This window comes from Acetobacter lambici (assembly GCF_011516885.1).
GTDB lineage: Bacteria > Pseudomonadota > Alphaproteobacteria > Acetobacterales > Acetobacteraceae > Acetobacter > Acetobacter lambici.
In genome coordinates, this window is record NZ_WOTD01000001.1 from 134,432 (window position 1) to 159,667 (window position 25,236).

General features: G+C 59.4%; 24 protein-coding genes and 1 tRNA gene. 10 read left to right on the top strand and 15 right to left on the bottom strand.

The features are described from left to right. Positions 1-11: 11 nt before the first annotated feature. The 3 genes from pgmG to GOB86_RS00695 form a co-directional block, all read right to left on the bottom strand. Entirely contained in the window at positions 12-1,421 is a 1,410-nt protein-coding gene (pgmG, locus tag GOB86_RS00685; protein ID WP_165990480.1) for a phosphoglucomutase/phosphomannomutase PgmG, read from the bottom strand. Further along, positions 1,421-2,305: a UTP--glucose-1-phosphate uridylyltransferase GalU gene (gene galU / locus GOB86_RS00690; RefSeq protein ID WP_165990481.1), complete on the bottom strand. Its 885-nt coding sequence runs from the start codon at positions 2,303-2,305 to the stop codon at positions 1,421-1,423. Before galU ends, pgmG begins: the two co-directional genes overlap by 1 nt. A 322-nt stretch (positions 2,306-2,627) precedes the next feature. Beyond that, positions 2,628-2,714 (bottom strand) — tRNA-Leu (locus GOB86_RS00695). Positions 2,715-2,788: 74 nt separating this feature from the next. On the opposite strand from GOB86_RS00695, the gene lipB reads away from it, so the two are divergent. After that, the gene (gene lipB, locus GOB86_RS00700; RefSeq protein ID WP_165990482.1) at positions 2,789-3,499 is read left to right on the top strand and encodes a lipoyl(octanoyl) transferase LipB; all 711 of its coding nucleotides are present in this window, start codon (positions 2,789-2,791) and stop codon (positions 3,497-3,499) included. Here the strand turns inward: lipB and GOB86_RS00705 are convergent. Then, positions 3,471-4,037: a LolA family protein gene (locus tag GOB86_RS00705; protein ID WP_165990483.1), complete on the bottom strand. Its 567-nt coding sequence runs from the start codon at positions 4,035-4,037 to the stop codon at positions 3,471-3,473. The genes lipB and GOB86_RS00705 overlap by 29 nt on opposite strands. Further along, positions 4,034-4,372 (bottom strand): BolA family protein, encoded by a 339-nt coding sequence (locus GOB86_RS00710; protein ID WP_165990484.1) that lies wholly within the window; start codon positions 4,370-4,372, stop codon positions 4,034-4,036. The genes GOB86_RS00705 and GOB86_RS00710 overlap by 4 nt, the downstream gene beginning before the upstream one ends. Before the next feature lie 51 nt (positions 4,373-4,423). Between GOB86_RS00710 and GOB86_RS00715 the strand changes: the two genes are divergently transcribed. From GOB86_RS00715 to cobT, 3 genes are all read left to right on the top strand, one after another. Further along, on the top strand, positions 4,424-5,035 hold the full coding sequence (locus GOB86_RS00715) for a J domain-containing protein (protein WP_165990485.1): 612 nt from the start codon (positions 4,424-4,426) through the stop codon (positions 5,033-5,035). A gap of 67 nt (positions 5,036-5,102) precedes the next feature. Continuing rightward, the gene (locus GOB86_RS00720) at positions 5,103-6,110 is read left to right on the top strand and encodes an AAA family ATPase (protein WP_165990486.1); all 1,008 of its coding nucleotides are present in this window, start codon (positions 5,103-5,105) and stop codon (positions 6,108-6,110) included. Positions 6,111-6,139: 29 nt separating this feature from the next. Further along, positions 6,140-8,050 (top strand): cobaltochelatase subunit CobT, encoded by a 1,911-nt coding sequence (cobT, locus tag GOB86_RS00725; protein ID WP_165990487.1) that lies wholly within the window; start codon positions 6,140-6,142, stop codon positions 8,048-8,050. Here the strand turns inward: cobT and GOB86_RS00730 are convergent. Together GOB86_RS00730 and GOB86_RS00735 are read right to left on the bottom strand one after the other, a co-directional pair. Further along, positions 8,047-9,522, bottom strand: a complete 1,476-nt coding sequence (locus GOB86_RS00730) for a pyridoxal-dependent decarboxylase (RefSeq protein ID WP_165990488.1) — start codon at positions 9,520-9,522, stop codon at positions 8,047-8,049. The two genes, cobT and GOB86_RS00730, sit on opposite strands and share 4 nt — an antisense overlap. 48 nt (positions 9,523-9,570) lie before the next feature. Continuing rightward, positions 9,571-10,554 (bottom strand): bile acid:sodium symporter, encoded by a 984-nt coding sequence (locus GOB86_RS00735; protein ID WP_165990489.1) that lies wholly within the window; start codon positions 10,552-10,554, stop codon positions 9,571-9,573. Between the two features lie 67 nt (positions 10,555-10,621). Between GOB86_RS00735 and GOB86_RS00740 the strand changes: the two genes are divergently transcribed. Continuing rightward, on the top strand, positions 10,622-11,548 hold the full coding sequence (locus GOB86_RS00740) for a hypothetical protein (protein ID WP_194300998.1): 927 nt from the start codon (positions 10,622-10,624) through the stop codon (positions 11,546-11,548). A 76-nt stretch (positions 11,549-11,624) separates the two neighbouring features. Here the strand turns inward: GOB86_RS00740 and mfd are convergent, their stop codons facing one another. Further along, positions 11,625-15,101 (bottom strand): transcription-repair coupling factor, encoded by a 3,477-nt coding sequence (mfd, locus tag GOB86_RS00745; RefSeq protein ID WP_165990490.1) that lies wholly within the window; start codon positions 15,099-15,101, stop codon positions 11,625-11,627. A gap of 49 nt (positions 15,102-15,150) precedes the next feature. After that, positions 15,151-15,480: an FAD assembly factor SdhE gene (locus GOB86_RS00750; RefSeq protein ID WP_165990491.1), complete on the bottom strand. Its 330-nt coding sequence runs from the start codon at positions 15,478-15,480 to the stop codon at positions 15,151-15,153. A 68-nt stretch (positions 15,481-15,548) separates the two neighbouring features. Here GOB86_RS00750 and recG point away from each other — a divergent pair, with 68 nt between their 5' ends. Further along, positions 15,549-17,696, top strand: a complete 2,148-nt coding sequence (gene recG, locus GOB86_RS00755; RefSeq protein ID WP_165990492.1) for an ATP-dependent DNA helicase RecG — start codon at positions 15,549-15,551, stop codon at positions 17,694-17,696. A gap of 6 nt (positions 17,697-17,702) precedes the next feature. On the opposite strand, the gene GOB86_RS00760 is transcribed toward recG, so the two are convergent. The 5 genes from GOB86_RS00760 to GOB86_RS00780 all read right to left on the bottom strand — a co-directional run bounded on the left by GOB86_RS00760 (position 17,703) and on the right by GOB86_RS00780 (position 20,854). Continuing rightward, complete coding sequence (locus tag GOB86_RS00760) at positions 17,703-18,308, bottom strand: thiamine phosphate synthase (protein WP_165990493.1); 606 nt, start codon at positions 18,306-18,308, stop codon at positions 17,703-17,705. After that, positions 18,305-19,081, bottom strand: a complete 777-nt coding sequence (locus GOB86_RS00765) for a thiazole synthase (protein WP_165990494.1) — start codon at positions 19,079-19,081, stop codon at positions 18,305-18,307. The genes GOB86_RS00760 and GOB86_RS00765 overlap by 4 nt, the downstream gene beginning before the upstream one ends. Positions 19,082-19,085: 4 nt before the next feature. Further along, positions 19,086-19,283: a sulfur carrier protein ThiS gene (gene thiS, locus GOB86_RS00770; protein WP_165990495.1), complete on the bottom strand. Its 198-nt coding sequence runs from the start codon at positions 19,281-19,283 to the stop codon at positions 19,086-19,088. 20 nt (positions 19,284-19,303) lie between these two features. After that, a complete protein-coding gene (gene thiO, locus GOB86_RS00775; RefSeq protein WP_165990496.1) occupies positions 19,304-20,272 on the bottom strand; it encodes a glycine oxidase ThiO in 969 nt (322 codons plus the stop codon). Between the two features lie 105 nt (positions 20,273-20,377). After that, a complete protein-coding gene (locus tag GOB86_RS00780; protein ID WP_165990497.1) occupies positions 20,378-20,854 on the bottom strand; it encodes a DUF3429 domain-containing protein in 477 nt (158 codons plus the stop codon). Between the two features lie 182 nt (positions 20,855-21,036). On the opposite strand from GOB86_RS00780, the gene eno reads away from it, so the two are divergent. Then, positions 21,037-22,317, top strand: a complete 1,281-nt coding sequence (gene eno, locus GOB86_RS00785; RefSeq protein WP_165990498.1) for a phosphopyruvate hydratase — start codon at positions 21,037-21,039, stop codon at positions 22,315-22,317. A 175-nt stretch (positions 22,318-22,492) separates the two neighbouring features. Next, positions 22,493-22,822, top strand: coding sequence for an FtsB family cell division protein (locus GOB86_RS00790; protein ID WP_165990499.1), 330 nt, complete (start codon positions 22,493-22,495; stop codon positions 22,820-22,822). A gap of 107 nt (positions 22,823-22,929) precedes the next feature. Here the strand turns inward: GOB86_RS00790 and rpmG are convergent, their stop codons facing one another. Beyond that, on the bottom strand, positions 22,930-23,097 hold the full coding sequence (rpmG, locus tag GOB86_RS00795) for a 50S ribosomal protein L33 (RefSeq protein ID WP_003623017.1): 168 nt from the start codon (positions 23,095-23,097) through the stop codon (positions 22,930-22,932). 69 nt (positions 23,098-23,166) lie between these two features. On the opposite strand from rpmG, the gene GOB86_RS00800 reads away from it, so the two are divergent. Continuing rightward, positions 23,167-24,438, top strand: a complete 1,272-nt coding sequence (locus GOB86_RS00800; protein ID WP_194300999.1) for a molybdopterin molybdotransferase MoeA — start codon at positions 23,167-23,169, stop codon at positions 24,436-24,438. 85 nt (positions 24,439-24,523) lie between these two features. Continuing rightward, positions 24,524-25,177 (top strand): transcriptional repressor LexA, encoded by a 654-nt coding sequence (gene lexA, locus GOB86_RS00805; protein WP_165990501.1) that lies wholly within the window; start codon positions 24,524-24,526, stop codon positions 25,175-25,177. Positions 25,178-25,236: the final 59 nt, after the last annotated feature.

Genomic DNA, 25,236 nt, shown 5'->3' on the forward strand with positions numbered 1-25,236 from the left:
AAAACTGGATATTAGTGTCCGGCGTTGTTGCCCGAAAAATCTGGCCGGGCCAGACCGGACTGTTCAAGCTGCTCCACCAGAGCACTCTTCAGCCGTTCCAGACCGGCATCATCCCGCCCTTCGGCCCGTGCGACCAGCACGGCCTGCGTGTTGGATGCGCGCAAAAGCCACCAGCCGTCGGTGGTGTTGACGCGCACACCGTCAATTTCGGACACATCCGCACCAGCCTTGCGCAGGCGTTCGGCCACTTCCTCAATAACCTTGAACTTGCGATGGTCATCACAGTCAAAGCGTACTTCGGGGGTGGAAAGCGTTGCAGGCAGCGCCTCGCGGAAAGCGGCCAGCGATTCATGCGACCGTGCAACAATACCGAGCACACGCACACCGGCGTAGAGGGCATCATCAAACCCGTACCACTTATCGGCAAAGAAGATATGGCCCGACATTTCCCCCGCCAGCGGGGAACCGGTTTCCGCCATTTTGGATTTGATGAGCGAATGCCCCGTCCGCCACATAAGCGGTTTGCCACCAGCACGCCCTACCTCGTCAAACAGCACCTGACTGGCTTTGACATCGGCAATAATGGTCGCCCCGGAATGGCTTTTAAGCACGTCCCGCGCCAGCAGGACCAGAGTCTGGTCGCCCCACAGGATTTCGCCCTTATTGTCCACAAGGCCAATCCGGTCGGCATCCCCATCAAAGGCAATACCGAGGTCGGCGTGGTTGTCCTTGACTGCGGCAATAAGCTGCTCAAGATTTTTGGCGACCGTTGGATCGGGGTGGTGGGCCGGGAATGTGCCATCAATCTCGGCATTGAGCACAATGTGTTCACCCGGCAGCACCGCCACCATTTTTTCCAGCACTTCGCCAGCGGAACTGTTGCCGTTATCCCAGACGATCTTGAGCTTGCGCGTGCCGCCGTCATAATCCTTTACAAGACGTTTGACGTATTCATCCCGCACATCAATCGTGCGCACGCTCCCCTGCTCTGCCGCAACCACATTCCCCTTGGCGGACAGATCCCCCAGTTCACGAATCTGGGCGCCAAAGAACGGCTTGCCAGCCAGCATCATTTTAAAGCCATTGTAGTCGGGCGGGTTGTGGCTACCCGTCACCATAATGGCCCCGTCCGCATTCAGCGTTGCCGATGCGTAATACAGCATGGGGGTCGGCCCGCGCCCAACGCGCGTCACGTCCAGACCGCATTCCAGAGCACCTTTTACAAGGGCTTCTTCCAGCATAGGGGAGGACAGACGGCCATCGTAACCCACAACCAGCGTTTTACCGCCATTGCGGCGTACAAGACTGCCAAATGTGCGGCCGATGGCAAACGCATCTTTCGCACTCAGGGTTTTACCAACAATGCCGCGAATATCGTATTCCCGCAGGCTTGTGGCATCAAAGTCATGAGCGAACGACATTAATTCTGTCCTTCGTATTTTTTAAGGAATTCGCGCACACCATCAGCCAGTTCGGGCCGTTCCAGCGCAAAAGCGATCTGTGCTTCAAGGAAGCCGAGCTTGTTGCCGCAATCGTAGCGAACGCCTTCATACCGCAAACCAAAGAACGGAACGTGACCAATGGTTTTGGCCATGGCATCCGTCAACTGCACTTCGCCCCCAGCACCTTTTTCCAGCTTGGCGAGATGCGGCATGACATCGGGCGTGAGAATATAACGCCCGATAATGGACAGGTTGGACGGTGCATCTTCAGGTTTAGGTTTTTCAACCAGCCCCTTCACTTCCACAAGGCGGCCATCGTCCTTGCCGGTGTCCAGAATACCGTAGCGGTTGGTGTGTTCACGCGGCACTTCGGACACGGCCACCACATTGCCGCCAGTTTCGTAATAAGCGTCGGCCAGTTGCTTCAGGCAGCCTTTTTTGGACATCACCATGTCGTCAGGCAGCAGAATGGCAAACGGGTCATCCCCGATAAAGGAACGGGCGCACCAGATGGCATGCCCAAGCCCAAGCGGTTCCTGCTGACGCACGGCAATAAGGGAGCCAGCCTGAATGCTGCTGGGTTCCAGCGCTTCCAGACAATCTACCTTGTTGCGTTCCTTGAGCGTGCTTTCCAGCTCATAGGCGATATCGAAATAATCAATCAGGGAATCTTTGCCACGGCCGGTAATCAGGCAGAATTCCTCAATACCCGCGGCTCGTGCTTCATCTATGGCGTATTGAATAAGGGGTTTATCCACGACCGGCAGCATTTCTTTTGGCATGGCCTTGGTGGCAGGCAGAAAGCGCGTTCCCAGCCCCGCAACTGGCAGGACTGCTTTACGTAAAGGCTTGGGATTGGACACGAATATAACACCTTTAAATCAAGTTAAACCTAAGACCATCCGAACCGGCTTGTCCAAAAACACGAGGTTATCGGCCCCAGTGTCCAACCAGTGTCGGAAAAAGATCAAGGCTGCCAACAGTGTGCCTTGTATCTCTGGCCGACTGGCATGGCCTTTTTTACATAACTGCAACCATGCTTCTACACTGCAACAAACAGCAAAAGAACGGCGCGAATATGACAAATCCCGCTCAATTTGCAGAAAAATGCACGCAAACGAAAAAAACGGCTCAAGGCGTCAGCCTTTTGCCGTTCATAACGTCAAATTTTGTCATGAAAAAATTTGGTGCGGTCGAGAAGACTCGAACTTCCACGAGGTTTACCCCCACAAGCACCTCAAGCTTGCGCGTCTACCATTCCGCCACGACCGCACGTGACAAACGGTATCAAAAAAGGCGATACCGTGTGATACGAAGCCCTATAACCGAACCATAAGCAGGCGGCAATGACCAAAGAACAAATTTTATGGGAAATAAGCAAAAAACTGGTGCCCTACCCAGCCGCCCTGAGCAGAATGGAGCAGATAGCCAAGGCCATACGGGCGGGCGAGGCAGCCGAACGTGTATGGCTGCTTGAACACCCTCCTCTGTACACATCGGGCACATCGGCCAAGGCGGAGGACCTGTTCAACCCATCAGGCTACCCCACATACCATGCAGGCCGGGGCGGACAGTGGACCTACCACGGGCCGGGGCAACGCACGGCCTATGCCATGCTGGACCTCCAGCGCCCTCACGGCAACGTACCCGCACGTGACCTGCGGGCTTATGTGCAGGCTCTGGAAGCGTGGATTATTACCGCACTCGCCAGCTTTGGTCTCCGTGGCGAGGTGCGCGAAGGCCGCGTGGGAGTATGGGTGGTCAACCCACAGACCGGGGGGGAGGAAAAAATCGCAGCCATTGGCGTACGCGTTTCGCGCTGGGTCAGCTGGCACGGCGTTGCGATCAATCTGGCCCCAGCCCTACCGGACTTTGAGGGCATTGTTCCGTGCGGCATCCGTGAATATGGCGTGACCAGTTTTGAAAAACTGGGAATCAAAGCCAGCATGCAAGATCTGGACCTTGCGCTGGAATCCGCATGGCGCACTGTGTTCGGCAGCACGCCATCCGTCCTTAGCCCTGTGGAACTTACGCAGGGTCCAGTCGAATTTGCGTAAGTTTGCGCTCCGCATCCAGAATGCGCACATCATACAGGCTTAATACACCTCGCTCATCCCTGAAACGGAGCGTGATCAGCCCTTGAGAAGGGTTATCCGCTCTGGTCAGAGAAATCTGGACAAGGCCCGGTGGCTGCTGAACATCCGTTACCATAACCGGGCCAGACAGCCGCACAGGGTTGCCCAGCAGCAGCCCCAGCGGGCTATGACCCAACCCGATATGGGTTTCCGAACCATTCCGCGCATCTGTAAACACGGCTGAACGCCCGGATGCCTTCAGCTCCATATCGTGCGGCGCGGTAAAGCGCATGTCCAGATAACCCGGTCGATAGGTAATCAGCCCGTTACCACTCGCTCCATTGGGCCATATCTGCGTAAACGGCGCATCCTGTAGATTGACCGTGCGAAAATAGGATTCCACCCGGTTAACCGTGGCACTCTGCGGCCTGCCTGCCCCCTGTTGCGTGGTGGCACAGGCTGCAAGGAACAGGGGCGCCAGAGCAAACAGGCCGCGGCGGCTGAATGCCCTCCCACTCATGGAGCGGCCTCTTCTTCCGCCGGGGTGCGCAGGGTCAAGGCCAGAGCGTGCAGACCATCGGCCAGTTCGGGGGCAAGCAGGTCATGCACCTTGCGCGAACGTGCCACGCGACTCATGCCCTCAAAAACAGGGGAGACGATGTAAAGGCGGAAGTGGGTTTCCGTCGCACCCGCATTGGGGCCGCGTGTCTGCTCCACGTGGTGGGCATGGCGGTGGCTCTCGTCCTGTATGTCCAGTCTGGTGGGAAAAAGCGCTGTTTCCAGCACTTTGCGTGCCCGCTGGGCACGTGTTGCCCCCGACGCTGAACAGGATGCGGAGTCTGAAAGACTGGTCATATGGCAACTCACCTCTTGCGACCAAAGCATTTGCAACGCAAATAACGATGAATGATGAAGCGAAGGAACACCCGTCCCCGCGCGTTTGATCCCGATCCTAACGCGCCGCAGCGCTGCTGCGACATGCCGGACTGCACAAGTCCGGCAGGATACCGCGCGCCTCGCTCCCGCGATAGCCTGAACCAGTATTATTGGTTCTGCCTTGAGCATGTGCGTGAATATAATGCGCGGTGGGACTATTACAAAGGCATGTCCCCCGGCCAGATTGAAGCCCATCTGCGGGCTGATGTAAGCTGGGACCGGCCCACATGGACGTTCGGGCAAGGCCCGGGGCCGGGCAAACGCACCATGCCCAATGAAGAGGATATTCTGGACCCGCTGGACATACTGGGCCAGAACCGCCGCGCCCGCGCCGATCGGGCCCGCGCGCAGGCGGAACCGCGCATTCCTGCCCATCTGCGTGAACCACTGGCCATTCTGGGGCTGGACTGGCCAGTGACACTGGCAGACGCCAAGACGCATTACCGCGCCCTTGCCCGCAAGCACCACCCGGACACCAATCAGGGTGACCTTGCGGCGGAGGAACGTCTGAAAAAGATCAACGTTGCTTTCACCATTGTGAAGGCACATCTGCAGACGGAAGAACTCGAAAAAGCAGGCTGATCCTGTATCCTGCTCCGGCTCACCCCGCCGGTTTTATGTTGAACCCCTTACGATCAGACGGATAATCATGACGGATACCAGCCCCCAGACAGCAGCTCTTGATCTTCCGCCCATTTCGGCGGTTTCCGTGCCGGATGTGGAAGTCTGCGTCCGTGATGTGTTCGGGATCGATTCCGACATGACGGTTCCCGCCTTTTCGCTCCGGACCGAGCATGTTCCCCCGATTGATACGGCCTACCTGTTTGACCACGACACAACTCTGGCCATTCTGGCTGGCTTTGCATTTAACCGCCGCGTTATGGTGCAGGGCTTCCACGGCACAGGCAAATCCTCCCATGTGGAACAGATTGCCGCCCGCCTGAACTGGCCTTGTATCCGCATCAATCTGGACAGCCACGTCTCGCGCATAGATCTGGTGGGCAAGGACGCCATTGTGGTCAAGGACGGCCAGCAGATCACCGAGTTTCAGGAAGGGCTGTTACCGTGGTGCCTGCAGCGCCCCTGCGCGCTGGTGTTTGATGAATACGATGCCGGCCGCCCGGATGTAATGTTCGTGATCCAGCGTATTCTGGAAGTGGAGGGCAAGCTGACCCTGCTCGACCAGAACCGCGTGATCACCCCCAACCCGTGGTTCCGCCTGTTTTCCACCGCCAACACAGTCGGTCTGGGGGATACAACGGGCCTGTACCACGGCACCCAGCAGATCAATCAGGGGCAGATGGACCGCTGGAACATTGTGACCTCGCTCAACTACCTGCCCCACAAGCAGGAAGTTGGCATTGTCTGCTCCCGTCTGGGCATTGCGGAGGATGACAAGGCCGGGCGTGAAAAAATTGACAATATGGTCGCACTTGCCGGGCTTACGCGCGCCGGGTTCATGGCGGGGGATCTGTCCACGGTCATGTCGCCCCGCTCGGTTATTGCCTGGGCGGAAAACGAGCGTATTTTCAAGGATCTGGCCTTTGCCTTCCGCGTCACATTCCTCAACAAATGTGATGAGGCCGAGCGTGGCATGGTGGCGGAGTATTACCAGCGCTGCTTCAACAGCAGCCCCCTGCCCAAACGCTCTACCTGAAAAAATAAAACAGACTGACAGGGGGCGTTATGGCTGATCAGGCAAAGGATACGGGCAACACACCCATCCGCCTCTCGCGCGAGGAGGCGGAAAAGCGGGCCGATGCCTTTAAACAGGCAACGGAGGCAACCCTGCGCGCCCTTGGCGGGCGGAAGGAGGCGGATGTCTCCTTCCATAGTGGCAACATGCCCATGGCCCCGATCAGTCTGGGTGAGAAAATTCGCCTGTCCTCCCCCTCCCTCAACCTGAACGAGGAGGAAACCCAGCGCCTGCGCGGTGCCGCCGACGCGCAGGCGCTACGGCTTAAACACCACAATTTTGACCTGCATACCGCACGCCGCCCGGCCGACACCATTGCCCGCGAGGTCTATGACGCACTGGAACAGGCCCGTGTGGAGGCCATAGGTGCGCGCCACATGAAAGGGGTCGCCGCCAACCTGCGCCACAGGCTGGAGCAGGAAGTCCGCGCCGCCGGTCTGGACCATATGACTGATGCGGCCCAGCTTTCCCCCGTTGTAGGGCTGGAACTGCTAGCACGGGAAAAACTGACAGGCGAACCCCTGCCCGAATCCGCTCGCGCCATTATGGAGCAGTGGAAGCAGACCCTGCCGCAAACAGCACTGGACGCGCTGGACACGCTGGCCGCGGATCAGGACAGCCAGAAGGCCTACTCCCGCGCAACCCGCAAACTGCTGGCCGCCTGCGCGCTCACGGATGACGACTCCCTCTCTGATCAGGAAGATGAGGAGGATAACTCCGGCAGCGCCCCGGACTCTAACGAGGATGAGAGCGATCAGCCCCCGCCGGAGCAGGAGGACGATACATCCGGCGCTGCCCCCGACATGTCGGATGCGGTCTCTGAACCCCAACTTATGGCGGGCAGTGCCGATGCTGCGGACAACACGCCAGAAGTTGAGCAGGAATCGGGTTCGGCCGAAGGCACAGGTGATGCTGCCGGACCGGGCAACCGCAAGGAGATAGAGGCAGGCCAGACCGCCAAGGGCTACCACGCCTATACCACCAGTTTTGATGAAGAAATTCTGGCCGAAGACCTGTGCGACCCTGAGGAGCTGACCCGCCTGCGGCACCAGTTGGACCTCCAGCTTGCAACATTGCACGGGGTTGTCTCCCGCCTTGCCAACCGGCTCCAGCGCCGCCTTATGGCGCAGCAGACCCGCTCCTGGTCGTTTGATCTGGAGGAAGGCATGCTTGATGCGGGCAGGCTCTCGCGCATTGTGGTCAACCCGCGCCTGTCCCTCTCCTACAAACAGGAAAAAGACACCGAGTTCCGCGATACGGTTGTAACCCTGCTGATCGACAATTCGGGCTCCATGCGTGGCCGCCCCATTTCTGTTGCCGCATCCTGTGGGGATATTCTGGCCCGTACGCTGGAACGCTGCGGCGTAAAAGTGGAGATTCTGGGCTTTACCACCCGCGCATGGAAAGGCGGGCAGAGCCGCGAGCTATGGGTGCAGAACAACAAGCCCGAAAACCCCGGCCGTCTGAACGACCTGCGCCACATTGTTTACAAAGGGGCGGATACGCCATGGCGGCGCGCACGCACCAATCTGGGCCTGATGCTGCGTGAAGGTCTGCTGAAGGAAAACATAGACGGCGAAGCCCTGCTCTGGGCATGGCGGCGCGTTAAAAGCCGCCCTGAGGCACGCAAGATCCTGATGGTTATTTCCGACGGTGCTCCGGTGGATGACAGCACACTCTCGGTCAATCCGGCATCCTACCTTGAGGATCATCTGCGTGAGGTCATTCACATGATCGAAAACCGCAGCCCGGTGGAACTGACCGCCATAGGCATTGGCCATGACGTAACACGCTACTACCAGCGGGCCGTTACCATTACCGATGCGGAAGAACTGGGCGGGACCATGCTCCAGTCCCTTTCCGCCCTGTTTGATGAAAAGCGGACGCGCAGGCGGGGTTAAGCCCCCGCCAGACTTGCCATTTCCTTCATCATCTTCACATGTGCCAGTCGCACCTCCAAAAAGGAATGCAGGGCGTCTAGCAGGATTGCCACATCCGCCTCGGTGGTACGGTGGTTTACCAGCGCCACCCGAATGGCCAGCACGCCACCAATCCGGGTTGTGGACGGGGCTACAACGCCACTCACCTGCAAATCCTTGACCAGTTCGCCATTCAGCCAGTCAAGATCGTCCACATCTGACGTTACGACCCGAAAACACACAACATTCAGCGTTACAGGGGCTAAAAGTTGCAAGTATGGAATAGCCTGTACCTGCTGCGCCAACCCCTGCGCCAAAGTGCAGGAACTGGTTACAACCTGCCCCAGCTTCCGGGTACCGAACCCGGCCAGCGCGAACCAGACCTTGAGTGCGCGGAACCCGCGTGAGAGGTCTGGCCCCAGATCACAAAACCAAGGGGCACCGGCCGCAAGTCCCCTGTCCTCGCGCGAGAGATATGCGAGGGACTGCGCAAAGGCTGCCGCCTGCCTGCCCGGTTCACGCACCAGTACGCAACCAGCATCATACGGAACCTGCGCCCATTTATGAAAGTCAAAGGCCAGACTGTCCGCCCGCTCAAGCCCATCAAGCAACGGAGCAAGGTCGGGGGCCAGTTTTACCAGCGCACCAAAGGCACCATCAACATGGAACCAAAGCCCCTCGCGCCCGGCCAGATCAGCCAGCGCATTCAGCGGGTCAATGCTGCCTGTGTCCACGGTCCCTGCCGTTCCCACGACCAGGAACGGCTCAAACCCCGCAGCCCTGTCCTGCGTAATCATGGCCTCAAGAGCGTTCATGTCCATGCGGAACGCGCCGTCCAGTGGCACACGCCGCAACGTCTGCTCGCCCAGCCCAGCCATATCAAACGCGCGGGCTACGCAGCCATGGGCACTCTCCCCCGCATAACCCACCAGCCTGCGCCCACCAACGCCCTGCTGCCGCAGGTCCGCACCCCCTGCTACGTTGCGGGTAGCGGTTAGAATGGCAATAAAATTGGCCATGGAGGAGCCGGTCACCAGTACCCCGGTGGCCTCGGGGGGGAAGCCGAACATATCCGCCGCCCAGCGGATAACCATGCGCTCAACCTCAACAGGTGCGTGGTCACGCCCCCCCAGATTGGCGTTCAGCCCGGCTGCCAGCATTTCGGCCAGCATACCCTGCGCCGTGCCCCCCCCATGGACCCAGCCCATAAAGCGCGGGTGCCTGTTACCCACGGCATAAGGCTGCACCATGCTGGTAAACTGCTGGTACAAAGCCCCCAGTTCCTGCCCCGCATCGGGTAGTGGTGCTTCCCTGAACCCTTCACGCACGGACGTCGGCATTGGTTGCCAGACTGGACCTTGGGATACGTGGCGAATGCTCTCTAGCATATCATCCAGCATCTGGTGGCCCTGAGCTTTCAGTTCTTCCCAGTCTTCAGGATCCAGACCCGCCACAACCCCGCTCCCCTCGCCTAAATTCAAAACAAACCCGCCCTGGCCAGACTACTGCGCTGGCGTTACGGCAGCGTCATCCTGCTCCTGACGGAGCCGTGCGAACCTGCGGGCCAGCACGGCACAGACAAAAAGCTGGATCTGGTGATACAGCATGAGCGGCAGAACAATAACCCCCACGGATGCAGGCGGAAACAGAACATTGGCCATGGGCACACCGGATGCCAGTGTTTTTTTGGAGCCGCAGAACACCACGGCAATTTCGTCCTTCAAAGGCAGGCCAATCAGGCGACCGCCAAAAATGGTCAGGCCCAGCACGCTAAACAGCAGCACTGTATCGGCCACCGCAATCATGCCCAGTTCGGCCATAGGCAGGCGGTGCCATAGCCCCTGCATGACCGCATCGCTAAAGGCAGCATAAACAACAACCAGCACCGAACCGCGATCGGAAAAAGAGAGCATCTTCTTGTTCCGGTGTGCCCATGCGCCAAGCCACGGCTGCAACACCTGCCCCAGAATAAATGGCAGCAAAAGCTGGTACACAATATCCAGCGGATTGCCCGTTGCCTGCCCATGCTGGCTGAGCACCAGCCCCACCAGCACCGGCGTAATAAAAATACCAAAAACGTTGGACGCCGTAGCAGCACACACCGCCGCAGGCACGTTACCCCCACCGATGGAAGTAAACGCAATGGAAGACTGCACCGTGGATGGCAGGCAGCACAGGAACAGCACACCCATCCAGATATCTGGTTGCAACAGGCCGGGGAACAGGGCGTGTGCTGCAAGCCCCAGCAGCGGGAACAGGACAAAAGTGCAGCTTAGAATAAGCAGGTGCAGCTTCCATGCCACCATCCCGTCCAATACCGCCTTGCGTGACAGGCGCGCCCCTTGCAAAAAAAACATGAGCGCGATCAGCGCCACCGACAGCCAGTGAAAAACAGGCACCGCCGCCCCATGGCACGGCACAACAGTTGCCAGCAGAACAGAGGCCAGCAGCCCCAGCAAAAAGGGGTCAATCTTCAAAAACCGCACAGTTCTGGCTCTTCCATGGTAATCTTGTGTTGCCTGTAATTTTTACTTACGGCACCTTCCTTGCGAAATGAAGCAGAACTCTCCTTTTTCCCTCCATCTTCTCGGGGTCGTGAGTCTTTGCACCATCGCCACCGCAGAAACCGCCCTAGCCGCCCCTCCCTCCACCTGTGCAAGCGTTAGCGCCAGTGCGGAGGAAGACACCCCCAAAGGCCTGATTTACCATGACCTGACTGTACGCGCCCCAAGCGGGATCACCAGCCTGCATGTTAAAAAACTGGTTTTTGCCGGACAGGCTTCCAGCCCGCAGGCCATGCAGGACCTGGCACAGGCTGCATCGCTGCTGCTGGTATCGGCCATGACCGGGCAGCACAACGCAGCCTGCACACAATGGCTGATGGATGAGGGCAAACAGGTGACCGCCAGCCTTCAGTCTGGTGGCAGCTATGACCTGACATGGAACAACGCAACGGTTGAACACGGTGCAGCCCATGTGACCGCCACAACCGCGCACTACCAGATACAGGGGGCCGCTACCCCACGCACCAGTGCCGCCACCCTGAGCATGAGCGGTCTGGCCTTCCATAACGTAGCCAACCAGCAACTGCTGCCCTCCGCCGCGCGTGCCGCGTTTTCGCTCCCCACTTCGGAACTGCCTGCGCTCATGAGCGCCATAGGTGGGCGCAGCACGGCAGCTCCGGCGGTCCATGCCACCATTAGCAACTTTGAGGCATCCGAGGGCACGGTCAAACTACAGGGGCATGGTCAGGCCACGCTGACGGGCGATGTGGCGGCCACCTCCGCCTCCGGGCACCTCGAAATTACCAATCTGGAAGCACTGATTGAAAAAGCCCGCGCCGCACATCAGATGAAACTGGCTGCGGGCCTTGTGCTGGGCAGGCTGGTCAGCCACCGCTCGGGCGAACAGAATACATGGGACACCACATGGGAAGGCGGCGTACTCACCGTTAACGGCTTTCCGCTCCCCATCAAATAAGCATTGTCCCTGCACACGAGCCAAGGCGTGCGCAGGGATTTTGTTGTTTAAAAACAGGGGGGAAACAGGCCGTTGTTCAGGCCATTTCACGCTCACACATATGGGCGAGGTCCTTGAGCACCTTCCGGGCAAGGTCAATGCGCTGCACGTTGGTTAACTCCCGCACAACAGCCATTTTGTGGTCTGGGCGCAGGCGGACCACGCCATCCTTCCAACGCCCCATCCACTGCACAAGACCGCCGGGGTTGGCAAAACTGTTGTTGCGGAACTGGAGCACCATGCCTTTGGGGCCAGCCTCCACCCGCTCCACTCCCGCCTGACGGCAAAGTCTTTTAAGATCAACAATGTTGAGCAGGTTCTTAACTTCATCAGGAACTGAGCCAAAACGGTCCACCAGTTCCGCTTCCATAGCCTCCAGCTCAGCATCAGACGCCAAAGCACTGATTCTGCGGTAAAGTCCGAGCCGAACCGGCAGATCTGGCACGTACTCATCGGGAATAAGCACCGGCAGACCCATAACAATATTGGGTGTCCAGCCCCGGTCGTTCTCCGCGTTGCGCCTTTTGTCGCTGCGCAGGTCTGCCACGGCATCTTCCAGCATCTGCTGGTACAGCTCAATCCCCACTTCACGCACATGGCCAGACTGCTGGTCACCCAGCAGGTTACCCGCACCGCGCAGGTCCAGGTCGTGCGATGCCAGCGTAAAGCCAGCTCCCAGCGTGTCGAGCGTTTGCATGACCTCCAGCCGTTTTTCCGCTGAGGGAGACAGGGCATGGGTCTGTGGCCACGTAAGGTATGCGTAACCCCGCTGTTTGCCACGGCCCACACGGCCACGAAGCTGGTAAAGCTGACCCAGACCAAACATATCCGCCCGGTGGATGATCAGCGTGTTAACGGCAGGCATGTCCAGCCCGCTTTCCACAATATTGGTGGAGAGCAGGATGTCATACTGACCATCGGAAAACTCCGTCATCACCCGTTCCAGCTCTGTGGGGGTCAGGCGGCCATGGGCCTGCACCAGCCGGGCATCGGGCACTATGCTGGTCAGGCGTTCAGCCAGCCGGTCCAGATCCTCCACACGGGGGGCCACGCAAAAAATCTGCCCACCCCGGAAGCGCTCGCGCTGTATGGCCTCGCGGATGACCACACTATCAAACGGCATAATAAATGTCCGCACGGCCAGACGGTCCGTTGGCGGCGTTGCAATCAGGCTCATCTCCCGCACGCCGGAGAGCGAGAGCTGGAGTGTGCGGGGCAAAGGTGTGGCGGAAAGGGTGAGCACATGCACATCCTCACGCAGAGCTTTCAGCTTTTCCTTATGCGACACACCAAAATGCTGCTCTTCATCAATAATCAGCAGTTCGAGGGCTGCAAACTTGACCGTTTTGGCCAGTAGCGCGTGGGTGCCGATCACAACATTCACGCTGCCATCAGCCAGCCCCTTGCGCACCTCCGTTGCCTCCTTGCCCGTAACCATGCGCGAGAGCTGGGCCACTTTTATGGGAAAGCCCTCAAAGCGCGCGGTAAAGGTCCGGTAATGCTGGCGGGCCAGCAGGGTGGTGGGCACAACCACCGCCACCTGCCCACCAGACATGGCCGCCACAAAAGCAGCCCGGAGTGCGACTTCCGTTTTACCAAAGCCCACATCACCACACACCAGCCGATCCATGGGGCGACCGGAGGACATATCCTCCAGCACATCGGATATGGCGCGGGACTGGTCGTCCGTTTCCACAAAGGGGAAGCGGGCACAGAACTCGTCCCACATCCCTTCGGGCGGGAGCAGTTCGGGCGCTTCCTTGAGCGCTCGGGCTGCCGCTGTGCGAATGAGCTCACCCGCCATATCGCGGATTCGGCTTTTCATCTGCGATTTACGGTTCTGCCATGCAACCCCGCCCAGACGATCGAGCGACACACCCGCCTGATCCGAGCCAAACCGGCTGAGCAGTTCAATATTTTCCACCGGCAGGTAGAGTTTTTCCCCACCATCGTACAAAAGCCGCAGGCAATCGTGCGGGGCCACGCCAACACTGACCGTCTCCAGCCCGTCATAACGCCCAATGCCGTAATCCTGATGGACGATCAGGTCCCCGGCGGACAGTTCACTGGCTTCGGCAATCAGTTCATCCGCGCGGCGGCGGCGGCGTGGTGGGCGGCCAATGCGCTCGCCCAGCAGGTCCTGCTCGGACACAAACGCCACATCCTCGGCCACAAAGCCGCGTTCCAGCCCAAGGGTCAGCAACCCGACCGGGCCTGCCTTGGCCTTGCGCGCCTGCTCCCATGTCTCGAACGTGTCAGTCGCCACCCCGTGTTCGCGCAGCAGCACACCAATCCGCTCGCGCGAGCCTTTGCTCCATGCCGCCACATAGGTACGGCGCTTGACCTGCGCCCATTCGCGCACCTGCTCGCCCAGCAAGGTAAACACCTGCTCGCGCTGGGCACCGGGCACGATCTTGGAGAACATTTTGCCCGGACGCCCACCTACGTCCACCCCACCCGCACCATCTGGCTGGGCATAGGGGCTAAAGGCCACGGCTGGCAGGCGCGCAACGGCGGCCTCCCAACCTTTGAGGTCCATGTACAACAGGTGGGGCGGCAGCGGACGGTAGGAGGTTTCCCCCTCCCGCACAGGCATTTTGCGGGCCTGATAATGGTCGGCAATCATGTCCAGCCGCGCGGTCAGAACCTCCTCGACCTGATAGTCGAGCGAGAGTGCTGCGCCGGGCAGGTAATCAAACACGGTTTCCAACTGGTCATGGAACAGGGGGAGCCAGTGTTCGATACCGGGGTATCTGCGCCCGTCAGAAATATGTTCGTACAACGGATCGGACGCGGCCGCAGGGCCGAACATGTCGCGCCAGCCAGTACGGAACAGGCTTATGCTGGCACTGTCGAGCGAAAATTCGGACACGGGGCACAGCACCAGCCCATCACGCTTGTCGGTCGAGCGCTGGGTACCGGGGTCAAACGCGCGGATGTTCTCCACCTCGTCCCCAAACAGGTCAAGGCGCACGGGTTCGGGCGCACCGGCGGGGTACAGGTCAAAAATACCACCACGGGTTGCAAACTCCCCGGCCTCCATCACCGTATCAGTGCGGGTGTAACCATTGGCGATCAGCAGGTCGATCAGGAAGGACTGGTCAAGACTTTCCCCCGTGCGAATACTCAGGGACTGCCCCGCAAACGTCTTGCGCGGGGCCACACGCTGGATGGCACCGTTGACTGTGGTCAGCACAAGGCGCGGCTTACCGCCAGATGGTTCAAGCAGGCGGGTCAGGGTTGCCACACGCTCGGCAACAATTGTGGGGTTGGGTGATACCCGGTCGTAAGGCAGGCAGTCCCACGCGGGAAAACGCAGCACCTCCACATCGGTCGCAACAAAGGCCAGCGTTTCCGCCAGCCGGGCCATGGAGGCATCGTTGCGGGCTATGTGCAGCAATGGCCCCTTGTGCTCACGCGCGCGCCGCGCAAGCAAAAGGGCGTCGTACCCCTCTGGCACGCCCCAAATCGTGGCAACCCGACGCTCCGATGCCGCACCTGTGTCTGCTGTCATATGCCCTGTTTCTCTGTCCTGCCTGTCTTCACCATATGGGAAGAATAGTTTATTTTCCGCACCTTGCGCGGCATGATTGCACCATACGCCGCAACATGGGCGTTGCTTTTTCCTCCGGCAAGGGCAGACGGCCAAACAGCCAGTCCGTCAGGTCGGGATCAGGCATTTCCAGTATGGTTTCCATGTCCGCCAGTTCCTCGGCACTCAGGCTGTCCGCCGTTTCCTCCACAAAACCGCCGATCAGAATATCGGTCTCAAACGTGCCACGGTGGTTGGCGCGGAACTTGAGCCGGCGGCGGCGGGCCGCAAGCGAATCTTCCGACCCGTCGGAGGCGTTGGAAGAAAGCGTGCTGGATGGCGTTGTAAAATTGTGTTGCATGGCGTTGCTGTCCTATACCGGGGCTGTTCCTGTCTGTCAGCCTGCAAACAGAGGCCTGTATACCGTCCGTGTCCAGCCCCCCATCCTTCACATCCGCTTCGGTTCCGCAATGGGCAAATGCACCGGCCCTGACCCCCCTTGCCGCGCCACTGGACAGCCTGAGCCACGTTAACGTGGCCCGCTCCCGGCTTTTGGCCAAAATTGCTGGTGGCTCACGGGTCATGGACCTGCTGTTCTGCCTGCCCGAAAGTGTAACGGACAGGCGGCTGCGCCCCACGCTTGCACAACTCAGGGCTGACACGATTGCAACAGTTTGCGGTACGGTGCTGGACGTGCGCCCCCCCGCCCCGCGCACCCGCCAGCCATGGCGGGCCACCCTGTCGGACGAGACGGGATTACTGGAGATCGCTTTTTTTTCCCCCTGGCAGGCCAAGCAGGCTTTAAGTGGGGCGCAGCTTGCCGTATCGGGCAAGATTGAACGGTTTGGTGACCGGCTGTGCATGACCTCGCCCGACTACCTGCTCCCTGCCCGCCAGATAGACCGTATTCCGCTGCTCGACCCGGTCTGGCCACTGACTGCGGGGCTGTTTGGCGGGCAGGTGCGTCAAGCCATGACAGCAGCCCTCGCCCTGCTGCCGCCAGACCTGCCCGAATGGCATGACCCGGCACTGATCACGCAAAAAAACTGGCCCGACTTTGTAACGGCACTCACATGGATGCAAAGGCCGGACAGTATTCCCAACAGCCACACCGGCATGGAGTGGCAGGCCGAGCGTGCCCGCGCGCAGGCCCGCCTTGCCTGTGATGAGCTACTGGCCGACCAGCTTGCCATGCGCATTGCCCAGCAGGCTACACGTTGCCGCCCCGGCCGCAGCCTGCAAGGCGATGGACACCTGCAACAGCAGGCCCTTGCTGCCTTTGGCCACCCGCTCACGCACGGGCAGGCCCATGTACTGCGCCAGATCGAGGCAGATATGGCCACCCCCCACCGCATGAACAGGCTGCTTCAGGGGGACGTGGGCGCAGGCAAAACACTGGTGGCCCTGCTGGCCATGCTCCGCGCGGCCGAGGCAGGTGCTCAGGCCGCCATTATGGCCCCGACCGAAATTCTGGCCCGCCAGCATGCGGCAACCTTTGCGCGCCTTTCCCCCGTGCCGGTGGCGTTTTTGTGCAGTTCCGTCAAAGGCAAGGCGCGCAAACAGGCTCTGGCGGACATGGCCGACGGCACCGCCAGACTGATAGTTGGCACCCACGCACTGGTGCAGGAGAGTGTCAAATTTGCCGACCTCGGGCTGGCAGTGGTGGATGAGCAGCACCGTTTTGGCGTGGACCAGCGCCTGACACTGGTGGAAAAAGGCCACAAGGCGGACATGCTGGTCATGACCGCAACCCCCATACCCCGCACCCTGCTGCTCACCCAGTTTGGAGACATGCAGGTCAGCCGTCTGGAGGGCAAACCCTCCGGGCGCAAGCCCATCCGCACCTCCCTGCACAGCCTGAACACAATGGACGACATTCTCGAAGGCATTGCCCGCGCCCTTACCGCGGGGGCGCAGATATTCTGGGTCTGTCCGCTGGTCTCCGAGAGCGAAGCGCTCGACATTGCCGCGGCCGAGGCGCGGCAGGCCATACTGGCAGACAGGTTTGGCAATCTGGTGGGCATTGCCCATGGGCAGCAGGACACCAACGCGCGCGAGCAGGCTCTACAGGATTTTGCCAAGGGGCAGACCCGCATTCTGGTCGCCACAACCGTGATCGAGGTCGGGGTGGACGTGCCAACCGCAACAATCATGGTCATCGAACATGCCGAACGGTTTGGGCTGGCCCAACTCCACCAGTTGCGCGGGCGCGTGGGCCGTGGCTCCAAGGCATCCTATTGCCTGATGCTCCATGATGCAGGACTAGGCCAGACAGCCCGCCGCCGTCTGGCCTGCCTGCGCGAGACCGAAGACGGTTTTTTAATCGCGGATGAGGATTTTCGCCTACGTGGTGGAGGCGAGGCCACGGGCCGCAGGCAGTCCGGACTACCCGAATACCGCATGGCCCCAGAAATTCTGGTCGATCTGCTGCTGGATACCGCCCATGCCGAAGCCCAGCGCATTCTGCCCGACATGGGCACAAAACCTACAGCCAGCTATCGCCTGCCCGGCTCCGCCCGTGTGCTTCTGACACTATTTGGCAAAGCGGATGCCGCCCGTATGTTTAGCGGCGGCTAACCTCGGCTAAACTGATGTTGCCGCCAGCCATGCCTTGACCTGCCCTTCCGGGTCCGCATGCTGCGTAAAGGCGGATACGGCGGATACACAATCCGCACCAGCGGCAAGGCACAATGGTGCGCGTTGCAGCGTTATGCCGCCAATGGCCACCAGCGGCATGCTGCCAATAAGACGCTTCCATTCACCCAGTTTTTCAACACCTTGCGGGCCGAATGCCATTTTTTTCAGCCTGGTTTCCCATACTGGCCCCAGTGCAACGTAATCGGGGGCAAAGGTCAGGGCGCGTTCAAGCTCTTCGTGGCAATGGGTGCTAATGCCAACGCGCAGGCCACCTTTACGGATGGCGGGCATATCTGCTGTATCCAGATCTTCCTGCCCCAGATGGATGTAGGAAACCCCCTCCTCCAGCGCGAGTTGCCAGAAGTCATTGAGCACCAGACACACATCATGCTTTGCCGCATAATCGCGCGCGGCCCGTACCTGTGCGCGCAGCTCCGGCTCTGGCAGGTCCTTGACCCTGAGCTGAATAAAACGCGCCCCTGCGGCCCCAAGGCGGTTAACCCACCGGGCGTCATCCACAACTGGGTAAAATTTTTGCGCCAGCGCGTTCATCCCAAAAAAGCCTTTCCTGCAACGGGGGTGGAGGGCGCGGCCATATCCCGCTCTTCCATTGGGTCGGCCATGCGCGCAAGCATACCAGCCTGCACCGCAAGCCCAAATGCCTGCGCCATATGCACCGGGTCCCCCGCCTTGGCCACGGCGGTGTTGATCAACACAGCATCATACCCCAATTCCAGCGCCTGCGCCGCGTGGGAGGGTACGCCAATGCCCGCATCCACCACCAGCGGCACGGAAGGAAAATGCGCACGCATGGCCCGCAGGCCAAACAGGTTGTTCAACCCCTTGCCAGAGCCAATGGGAGCGCCCCACGGCATAAGCACCTCGCACCCGACCGCAAGCAGACGCTCGGCCACCACCAGATCCTCCGTGGTGTAGGGGAAAACCTTAAACCCTTCCTCGGTCAAAATCCGTGCAGCCTCAACCAGCCCGAACACATCGGGTTGGAGGGTATCCAACTCGCCAATAACTTCGAGTTTGATCCAGTCCGTGCCAAACACTTCACGCGCCATATGCGCGGTTGTTACTGCCTCCTTGACCGTGTGGCAGCCTGCTGTGTTGGGCAGAACGGGCACCCCAAGTTCTTGCACAATGGACCAAAAAGCCTGCCCTGCCCGCTCACCAGCGGATTCGCGGCGTAAGGAGACCGTCAGCACACCCGGGCGTGCAGCCAAAACAGCATCACGCAAAATTTCGGGCGATGGGTACTGCGCCGTACCCAACATAAGAGCGGAGGACAGTTCCTGCCCGTAAAACAATGCGGCCATACCCTTAGCCCCCCTGCATGGGAGCAACAATTTCCACCCGTGCCCCCATGTCCAGTCTGGCCTGCTCTCGCGCGGTTTTTGGTACAAAATGCCCGTTCAGCGCGGTGGCAATCCGCGCACCGGCGTATCCTAGCTCATCAATCAGCCCTGCAAGGGTCGTGGCGGACACATCCTGCGCTTCATCATTGACGGTTATTTTCATCGGGCATCACTCCTTGGGCCTTATGGCCCGAAAACCAGATCCGCAGCCTCCCGTGCCCGAGCGGGAGAGAGCAGAAAACCATGACGGTACATGCCATTAACATAAACATGCCGCCCTTGCCGCACCACACGGGGCATGTTGTCCGGGTAAGACGGGCGCAGGCCGGTACCCATTTCCAGAATTTCCGCCTCGGCAAAGCCGGGGTGCAGGGTCCATGCGGAATTGAGCAGTTCCATCATGGAACGAACGGTCATGCCCCCTGCGTTCTCGCTTTCCACCATGGTGGCCCCGACCATGAACACATGGTTATCACGCGGCACAATGTAAACCGGAATACGCGGGTGCAACATGCGCACAGGCCGGTGCAAGATCACATCCTCGCAGCGCAGCAGCAGCATTTCGCCCCGCACTCCGCGCAGATGGTCTAGCTGGTCACGCACATGCAGGCCTGTGCAGTCCACCACCCAGTCAAACCCGGCTTCGTCCGGTGCGGGGTCCGGAGCTACGTGCACCTGCCCGCCCATCTGCTCCAGAGCCTGCGCCAGCGCGGGCAGAGCCTTGCGCGGGTCTACATGCCCTTCATCGGCAAAAAACAGACCTTTTTGGAAGCGCCCGGCAAGGTCTGGCTCCAACCGGGTAATCTCCGCCTCTCCCACGGTTTCAAAGTGCGAGGTCCGCCGCCCAAAGCGTGCAAGCTCACCCACGTCACGCGCAGGTGCGAGGACCAGACTGCCCTCACGCACAACGCCGGGCACATGCTTTGTCCACCAGTCCACCGAATCGACCGACTGGGCGGTTACTTCCGCTGGAGCCGATTCCGCCTCGCACCATGGGGCCAGCATGCCGCCTGCCATCCATGATGCACCGGCTCCAACCCGGTCCGCGCAGTCATACAGGGTTACAACCCCGCCACGCTCCGCAAGCGTTACGGCGGCGGTCAGCCCCGCCACACCAGCACCTTTAACCAGAATGCGCGGTTTGCCGTTCATAAGCCCTGCTTTCCACTTCCTGACTGATATGCGCGCCTTATGCGATACATGCGTGTTATAACATATCCGGCATGGGTTTTACCGCACCGGGCCATCCTCTGCCATTCACAAAAAGCGAACCAGCAGCACCATAAGCAGGCAACATTCCGTAACGGCACTCACAATCCAGCGCACCCCCATGTAACCCGGTGGTACCCAGCCGCGCCGCCAAGCAGCACGTTCGGCCAGCGCCACAAGCGGGAACGCCACAGCCAGCAACGCAAGCCCCCCCAATGGCTGCCACATAAACCCCGTGCAGGCCGCAATCCAGCCCACAAGTGCAGGCACCACACCAAGCAGCAGACGCACATGGTCCGTGCGCCCAGCAGACGCCACAATAATGGTGCGCTCCACCTCCAGCGCCTGCCCCCAGTGGACGGCACCTATAAAGGAAAGGGAGATGGCCCCATAAAACAGTTCGGCCATAAGCAGATTGGGCACGGGAATGCGGGAATCGTAAAACACAATGGCGCAGGTGCATAAGACATAGGGCAGAACCCCCGCCAGCATCAGAACCACGCCCAGAAATGGAAGCTTCTTCATAGGGGAACAGACACCCTTTTCTCTGTATTTTCTTGTTCTCAGTGTTGACAGAAAAGCCCAAGACGCTGCCACTAGCAACCGCGTGGAAAAAAGCTCCATGCAGGTTTCGTCCTAGAGCAAGAATAAGAAACGACGGCACCGGCCCCAGCCTGTGCCCACAGACAAGCAGGAACAAACACACCATGAGCGCCATTGTTGACATTATCGCCCGCGAAATTCTGGATAGCCGTGGCAACCCCACCGTGGAAGTGGATGTGGAACTGGCCTCTGGCGCCAAAGGCCGCGCGGCTGTTCCCTCTGGTGCTTCAACTGGCGCGCACGAGGCGGTTGAACTGCGCGATGGCGATGCACGGCGCTATGGTGGCAAAGGTGTGCTGCGGGCTGTTGAAAACATTGAGAGCGAAATCCTGCCCACATTGCAGGGCGCGGAATCGTCCGACCAGATCGACATCGACAACGCCATGATCGATCTGGATGGCACGCCCAACAAAAGCCGCATGGGGGCCAACGCCATTCTGGGCGTCTCGCTCGCTGTGGCCAAGGCAACGGCGGCAGAACTGGAAGTGCCACTTTACCGCTATATCGGTGGTGCATTCGCCCATATTCTGCCCGTGCCAATGATGAACATTGTCAACGGTGGCCAGCACGCAGACAATCCGATCGATATTCAGGAATTCATGATCCAGCCCGTGGGCGCACCCACTGTAGCGGACGCCATTCGCTGGGGTTCGGAAATTTTCGCCCAGCTTAAAAAAGCACTGAGTGCTGCGGGCCTGAACACCAATGTGGGGGATGAAGGCGGCTTTGCCCCCGCCCTTAAATCCGCTGATGAAGCGCTGGGCTTTATTACCCGCGCGGTAGAAGCTGCAGGTTACCGCCCGGGGCAGGACGTGACCTTTGCGCTCGATTGCGCCAGCACGGAATTCTTCAAGAACGGTCAGTACGTGATGGAAGGCGAAGGCAAGAGCTTCGATTCCGCAGGTATGGCCGCTTATCTGGAAGATCTGGTCAGCCGTTACCCGATTGTCTCCATTGAAGATGGCATGGCCGAAGATGACTGGGAAGGCTGGGCACTACTGACCCAGACACTGGGCAAAAAAGTACAGCTTGTGGGCGACGACCTGTTTGTGACCAACCCAGAACGCCTGAACCGTGGGATCAAGGCTGGCATTGCCAACTCCCTGCTGGTCAAGGTCAACCAGATTGGCACACTGACCGAAACACTTCAGGCCGTGGAAATGGCCCATCGGGCTGGCTACACGGCGGTTATGAGCCACCGCTCGGGCGAGACGGAAGATTCCACCATTGCCGATCTGGCTGTGGCCACAAATTGTGGGCAGATCAAAACCGGCTCGCTCTCCCGCTCCGACCGGACAGCCAAATACAACCAGTTGATCCGTATTGAACAGGAACTGGTGACCGCTGCCCAGTATGCAGGCCGCACTATTCTGAAAAACAGCTAAAGGCTGCAAGCTGGCAGCAGCTTGCGCCTTTTTGCACGATCAAGCAGGCCGGTCCCTTCTGGGGACCGGTTTTTTTGTACGCAACGCCCTTCCCCAGCCAGCGTAATATGGGTTAGACATTACTCTGTATTCATGTCTCTTGGTAACCACGACTCTGGCAGGGAGCAGACCAAAAGTGCAGATTGGCCGTTTCTTTCGCCGTGTTGTGCGGGCTGTGGTGCCGCCTTTGGCATTTTTGAGTATTGCCGGTTACTTTGGCTGGAACGCCACACAGGGCGACCATGGCATGCAGGCCTACCAGCAGCAGCTTGGTCTACTGGAACAGGCCAAGCAGGCCAGAACAGACGCACAGGCCGAGCAGAACGCATGGAAGCGCCGCGTGAATGGCCTGCGCGAAAATACACTGGATACGGATATTCTGGACGAACGCGCGCGCGCCATGCTGAACATGGCCAACCGGAATGATCTGGTCATTCCCTACGACCGGCGCGATCCTCTTTTCTAACGCCCCTCCCCCAAATCCCGTGCAAAGCTGGAATTTTCCTGAAGGAACGGCACAAAAAAACGGCGCTCGAAAGCGCCGTTTTTTGTAACATACCGATCTGGCCAGAATTACTTAATTTTGGCTTCACGGAATACGACGTGCTTGCGTGCAACCGGGTCGTACTTCTTCAGTTCCATTTTACCCGTATGAGCGCGGGCATTTTTCTTGGTCACATAGAAGTAACCGGTGTCAGCCGTCGAGACGAGACGGATCTTGATGACGTTGGTCTTGGCCATGACTTCCTCAGCAGAACATATTTACAGAGCCGGTCCATACGGCTCCGGCGGTGTTCAAGTTGCGGCAAAATGCGCATACAAAGGCAAAAGGTCAAGCTTTCTTACATCAATATGGCGCCACCAACGCCAAAAGGAGACGAATTCATGCTGGATGTGGCAACCGCGCGGGCCAGAATTCTGGAAAACCTGCCACCCTGCGGGCAGGAAACCGTCGCCCTGAGCGCCGCATGTGGCCGCATTCTGGCACAGGACGTCCATGCACGCAGGGCCAACCCTCCCGTTAATGTCTCTGCTATGGATGGCTACGCTGTAAGGGCGGCAGACGCCCCACAGGGCGCTGTATTGCGCATTATAGACGAGGCTCCCGCAGGCAGACCTTCCGCCCGGACCGTGGCTGAGGGCGAATGTATCCGCCTCTTTACAGGCAGTCAGGTCCCCACCGGGGCAGACACCGTTGTTATTCAGGAAAACACCCAGCTTGCGGGTCAACAGGTCACACTGACCCGTGCTGCCACCAAAGGGCAGAACATTCGCACCCAGGGGCAGGATTTTGCCCAAGGGGCCGTGCTACTGCGTGCAGGCACCAGACTCGGACCAAGGGACATAGGGCTGGCCGCAGCAGGTGGTCTGGTCTGGTTGCCGGTCTTCCGCCGCCCCCGCTTGGGTATTCTGGCCACGGGGGATGAAATTCTGCTCCCCGGAGATACAGCCCCGCCGGATGGTATTTTCAATTCCGCGTCCTTCATGCTCGCAGCCCTGCTGGGGCAGGAAGGAGCAGATGCCATTGTACTGCCTGTCGCGCGTGATAACGCTACATCGCTCTCCAACGCGTTTGCCAACACACATGATCTGGACATGCTGGTCACTATTGGTGGTGCTAGTGTTGGAACATATGATCTGGTCCGCCCAACTCTGGAAAAAGCAGGGCTTGTCCAGAATTTCTGGAAAATAGCCATGCGTCCGGGCAAGCCGCTCATGTTCGGCACGCTCAATGGCATGCCCGTGCTTGGGCTACCCGGTAACCCTGTTGCCGCGCTGGTCTGTAGCATGGTGTTTGTGCTCCCCGCCCTGCATAAACTCATGGGGCGCGCCGTGGCAGACGCGCTGGATACGCAACCCGCCCTGCTTGGCGCGGATGTGGGGGACAATGACCAAAGGCAGGATTTTTTGCGCGCCACACTCCACACCGCCCCCGACGGCCAGCTTGTGGCAACACCTTTTGGTCAGCAGGGGTCTGCGCAACTGAACATTCTGGCCCAAAGTCAGGCACTGATTATACGCCCCCCCCACGCCAATGCCCAAAAAGCGGGAACGCCCTGCCTGATTATGCGCCTGCCCTGAATTAGATATTGACAAAAACAAGAACCTACATAGAACAAATCATGAGATTGATATTCCATTTTGAACAGACAGGCCGAGGTGCGACATGCTGACCCGAAAACAGCACAAGCTTCTTCTTTTTATTGATTCGCACCTCAAACAGACCGGTTTTTCCCCTTCTTTTGACGAAATGCGTGAAGCCATGGGCCTGCGCTCCAAATCAGGCATTCACCGCCTGATCTCCGGGCTGGAGGAACGGGGTTTTCTGCGCCGCCACCACCACCGCGCCCGTGCCTTGGAGGTCATTCAGCTCCCCGAAATGGAGGAGGAACTGCCCGCCAACGTTATCCGTGGCAGCTTTACGCGGCAAAAACCGGACCCCATTAAAATTCCGCTCTATGGCCGTATTGCCGCAGGCCTGCCGATCGAAGCCATGGCGGATACCTCCAACACCCTTTCCATCCCGGCGGACATGCTGGGCAGTGGGGACTATTACGCGCTTGAAGTGACCGGAGATTCCATGATCGAAGCCGGAATTCTGGACGGTGATCAGGTCATTATCAAAAAATCGGATCAGGCGGAAAACGGGCAGATCATCGTTGCCCTGATTGATGGGCAGGAAGTCACGCTCAAACGCCTGCGCCGCAAGGGCAACATGATCGCTCTTGAACCCGCCAACGCCCGTTACGAAACCCGCATCGTTCCCGCCGAGCGCCTGCGCATTCAGGGGCATCTGGCCGGGCTAATCCGCCATTACTGAGCCAGATTGGCCAGATTTTTCATCCGTACGGGCAGACTTCCGCCTGCCCCACGGTATGT